The organism is Bacillus sp. JJ1122 (genome assembly GCF_036964885.1).
GTDB lineage: Bacteria > Bacillota > Bacilli > Bacillales > Cytobacillaceae > Mesobacillus.
Genome location: NZ_JBALQL010000026.1, coordinates 131,734 through 136,332, shown reverse-complemented (window position 1 = coordinate 136,332; position 4,599 = coordinate 131,734). Strand labels below are relative to the sequence as shown.

6 protein-coding genes are annotated in these 4,599 nt (G+C 37.0%); all 6 read left to right on the top strand.

The genetic code is table 11. The features are described from left to right. Positions 1–172 precede the first annotated feature (172 nt). The 6 genes from V7201_RS16240 to V7201_RS16215 all read left to right on the top strand — a co-directional run bounded on the left by V7201_RS16240 (position 173) and on the right by V7201_RS16215 (position 4,586). Positions 173–949 (top strand): hypothetical protein, encoded by a 777-nt coding sequence (locus V7201_RS16240; protein ID WP_335377799.1) that lies wholly within the window; start codon positions 173–175, stop codon positions 947–949. 169 nt (positions 950–1,118) lie between these two features. After that, positions 1,119–1,388, top strand: a complete 270-nt coding sequence (locus tag V7201_RS16235; protein ID WP_335377798.1) for a hypothetical protein — start codon at positions 1,119–1,121, stop codon at positions 1,386–1,388. 123 nt (positions 1,389–1,511) lie between these two features. Then, positions 1,512–1,922, top strand: coding sequence for an NUDIX hydrolase (locus tag V7201_RS16230; RefSeq protein ID WP_335377797.1), 411 nt, complete (start codon positions 1,512–1,514; stop codon positions 1,920–1,922). 15 nt (positions 1,923–1,937) lie between these two features. Then, positions 1,938–2,783, top strand: a complete 846-nt coding sequence (locus V7201_RS16225) for a phosphotransferase (protein WP_335377796.1) — start codon at positions 1,938–1,940, stop codon at positions 2,781–2,783. Between the two features lie 153 nt (positions 2,784–2,936). Beyond that, the gene (locus V7201_RS16220; protein ID WP_335377795.1) at positions 2,937–3,170 is read left to right on the top strand and encodes a hypothetical protein; all 234 of its coding nucleotides are present in this window, start codon (positions 2,937–2,939) and stop codon (positions 3,168–3,170) included. A 168-nt stretch (positions 3,171–3,338) separates the two neighbouring features. Then, positions 3,339–4,586 carry an MFS transporter gene (locus V7201_RS16215; protein ID WP_335377794.1) on the top strand — a complete coding sequence of 416 codons (1,248 nt, stop codon included), beginning with the start codon at positions 3,339–3,341 and terminating at the stop codon, positions 4,584–4,586. The last annotated feature ends 13 nt before the right edge of the window (positions 4,587–4,599 follow it).

Genomic DNA, 4,599 nt, shown 5'->3' with positions numbered 1-4,599 from the left:
AGGAGTCTACGCGCCTTCCACTGCAATCAACAGGGCTTAAAAATCAACATTCAGCTTTAACAGATCCTATGGTTAAAATAAACATTTTTTATTTTGTATTAAAAAACACATTTCATTCTCTTGCCTGCACATTTTCTATTTCTCCTTCTTAAAATGGAGAGGAGGGATCGCAATGAATTTGAATGAAAAGTATTTTAGGCCATCCAAAAGTGAAGCAATAAATATATTGAGATTGCCGCAAACAAGTTCACCGATACAGGTGCAGGAACTACTAAAAAGCCCTCATGAGACAGTAATCCATTTTTTCAGTGTGATCCGTGAAGGTGAGAATTTGTTTCCAGGGAAAATGGGCGGGTGCGGGACGGTTGGAATGGCTAAGGAGCCTTTTCCAATCGCGTATCAATTTTTATCAAAAGATTTCCATACAAAGTTAAGTTATCAAGACTTCCTTAAGCTTTTCGAGGGCATCGGCCACATTAATTTACTTAAATTGATACCTATATCCAATGACCAGCTTTTTTATGAAATTGAAACTATAGAGGGGTCAGACAAACAAATCACCTATTTTGGATATTATTATGGTTTTATCAAAACTGTGAAGGATTCGGAGGGCTACAAAATCGAGGAGATAACTCACAAAGGCGAGGACTTCTTGTGCGCTGCTTACCATGGGTGGGCTCATGATGCCGAAGCGAATGTCGATGTAATGTATGGTGAATGGTGTCATTTGATTAAACAAAAATACTCGATTGTAAAACAGGAGTTTATTAAATACATTGAATTCCTTGGATATGATGGTCAGTACTATATGATTGTTTTTGTGGAACTGACAAATGGGACGGATATGGAAATTGGACAGTTTGTATGGAAAGATGGCAAATGGGCTAAAATCCAGTTAAAGCCTGAGGATTGCTTATCAAGAAAGCAGATACCTAGCTACTTTTGGTAAATTACATTTACTTAAATCCGTGTACAGGTTCTAGAAGCTTTGGAATAAAGTACAAAACAGTAAACAAATTTGAAACTCAGTTACAATAATTCTTTTTTTAGACAAGTAACTCACAACTAAATAATTCGTCTACTTAAATACAATCAGCAAAACAAATTACGGGATGGGAATGAAAAAGATGGTATTTTCAATTGTTTTCCTTATTGGCATGGCGTTCCCTTTCATTTTCATTAAAGCAAAAGGAAAATGGCTCAAATGGCTGCCCGGAATGATATTTTTTATAGGTACATTGGGGATGGGGGTAAAAGTTTTACTTTATCCAGCCGCTGAAATGGCTGTCTTGGGCGAAATCATCTATTTCATGATGTTGGGAACAGCAGCGCTTGGAAGTTTTCTCAGCGGTGTAATCATTTATTTCATGAATAAGAAACCATTATAATTGCGGCCCATCTAAAATGGCCGTTTTTTATTTGGCTGTATTGGAAGGAAATAAGCTTTTTCAAAAGAATATATTAAGACTTAAAGGTAAGTAATCAATAAATACAATTAATGGGGGATAACAATGGAAAGAGTAGATGTTGCATATGCTCTCATTTATAAAGAAGATGAAAAGAAGATACTAATGGTAAAAAATGTTGGCAACGGCTGGTCTTTACCTGGCGGGGCAGTTGAGCCTGGTGAAACACTGGAACAGGCAGTCGTACGCGAAGCAAAAGAGGAAACAGGCCTAGTCATTGAAGCTATTAACATAGCAGCAATCAACGAAAGGGTTAGGGAGGATAAAGGTGTACATGCGGTATTTTTCACTTTTAACACAAAGATTTCAGGCGGAGATATTTCCATAAACGATGCAAATGAAATATCGGTGATTAAATGGGTTGATTTCCAGACTGCGAATGCATTAATGCCATTCCATCCTGAAGGAGTAGAATTCTTGTTTCAGAGTTCGGCTCCATACTATTTTCAAAGGTAAAATGAGGTTGAAAGCATGAAAATTGAAAGCATTATTTTGGAACTGAAAAACTTAAAAATCATCCAGGACGGTTGGGATTATAAAAAGCTAAGCGGCGGAACAACGAGTGAGTTATATTTGATTCAATCACGCTATGTGATAAAAAAGAATGAACCACAAGTGTTAAAAGCAGAAGCAGTGTTTCTCAAAGAGTATTCAGAGATTCAATTATTACCCACGCTTATATATGATGAACCACAAAATAATTACATAGTCTATTCCTATATTAAAGGTGAATCGATCTACAAAAGAAAATACAAAAGGGAATTGTTGATCGAATTAGTACAAAACATATTCAATCATTATACGATTGTCGAAACCGAAGGAGATTGGGGCTGGGCAGATGAACCAAGTTCTTCATGGAAGCACTTTTTACTCCAGAGAGCCCGCGGGGCAACTACTATTCTTAAAGATTTCCTTTCAGAAGAGGATCATGAACTTATTTACACTTTGATTAATAAAAAAGAAAGCGATACAATTAACCAGCCATATTTGCTGCATGGTGATTGTGGTGTGCATAATCTTTTATTTGAAGAGAGTAAATTGACCGGTGTCATTGATCCAACACCAGTAATCGGGCCACGACTTTATGACTTGATTTACGCATTCTGTTCTTCACCGGATGACCTGAACATAGAAACGATTGAAGCCGCAGCCAATACTCTCCTGGAAGATACCAAGAATTTGTATGAAGATGTAGTGATAGGACTTTACTTACGCATCGCAACTTGTATTAAGCATCATCCTGAGGATTTTGATGACTATTTGAATGCATGGGTATTTTGGAAAAGACAGATAAAGCAAGAAAAAGGAACCTTATAAACGTTGTTCCTTTTTCTTGCTGCATTTATTGCTCTGCACCATGAGGAGCCTGAGCTTGATTTTGATCAAGATATTAATAAAAAAGTTAAAATTAGGGTAAAGACTATAAGAGTTTGTTATTCTAATGATGTTAACGATAAGGAGGGAATTGGCATGGGAGAGTGTAAAATTGATCACAGCCACGAAGATGTAAAGAAGAAATATGAGTCCCAGATGGAATTTCTGCCTCAAGATATGAGTGCTTTGTTCAACAATTTTTTTAAAGAGGAGCATACCCAGGACATATTGAATGAAGTATTTCATTTACTGAAAAAGTATGATCTCGTGACAGAGGAAGAGAAAAGTGAACGTAACAACAGAATATACCTAGTTTTAAATAATGTTTAAACAAAATTCCAGGGGCGAAAAGCTCCTTTTTTTGTGTGTTAATTTCAGAATTTTCTTAGTTTAAATTTTCGAAAAAATACCTATTGTCAGCTATAACCAGAAGGAGTAAAATTAGGTGGATATTTCGAAATCCAAAATAATTTTACTATTTTGAAAGAAGAGGAATGTATGCAAAGTCCTTCTGAGATAACAAAATGGAATGAAAAGAACAGTATCATTAATGGTGTAGCCTCTACTATCGTCATGAGTATGAGTAATAACTATTTTGCGCTGTTTGCCATAGGTGTCCTTGGAGCCACGAATTACCAGGTCGGCTTGATTAGTTCACTGCCACAAATTATTGGGATGTTCGCGATGATCCTCGGTACAGCGATCATGAGCAGACTTCAGGAAAAGAAAAAATTTACAGGACAATCCATTTTTTTCACCCGCTTGTTTTTGATTGGAATGTTTTTTGTTATCTACCTGCCTGTTGAATATAGGGCTTGGACATTCGTATTGCTGGTTGGTTTAATGAATTTGCCTGGTTCATTCGCAATGCTTAGCTGGCAGTCCTTTATAGGAGATTTAGTGTCTGACAGCAGAAGAAGCGGATTTTTCAGTGAGCGAAACAGAGTCCTGACAATAGCTGGCATGATCACGACATTGATGATAGGCATTGCCCTGAAATGGTTTGATAAAGTGAACCCGCTCCCTTACCAGATTTTATTTTTGATGGCGTTTGTGTTTGGTATAGTAGAAGTTTTTTATTTAAATAGACATATAGAACCCCAGAGAGAAGTCAAAAATGAAAAAAGTAAATTCAACTTTGGCTGGGATGCCTACAAGTACAAACCATTCATTTATTTTCTGATTTGCGGATTATTTTTTAATTTTGCATGGCAGCTGGCATGGCCTCTGTTCAATATTTACAATATAAAAGTAGCTCATATGACCGGTTTCTGGATCAGCATCATTACCGTCGCCAATCAGATTGGCCAAATTATAAGTTTTAAATGGTGGGGAAGGATGGCTGACAAGCACAGCAACGCGAAAATGCTGGCATTTACAGCAGTGGGAATGGCCACTGCACCGTTCTTGACCATCCTATCGACAAATATGTATTATCTAACCTTTGTTAACTTTACATCAGGATTATTCGTTTCTGGTACAGTACTCTTATTATTTAATCAGCTGCTTGAAGTCACCAAGGAGGAAAACCGAGGGAGTTTTATCGCACAGTACAATATCATGCTTGCCATAATAGGCTTTATCGCACCTCAGGTTGGAGTCTACCTGCTCCACCTAAGTTCGGTTGAAACTGCAATGAACATCGCGTCTGGATTGCGTGCATTAAGCGGTGGTGTTTTTCTATTTTTCTTCCTTTATATGAAAAAGCAATATTTCACAAAAAAGATCGCTGTACAAAGAACATAAGAAAAGCGCAAGC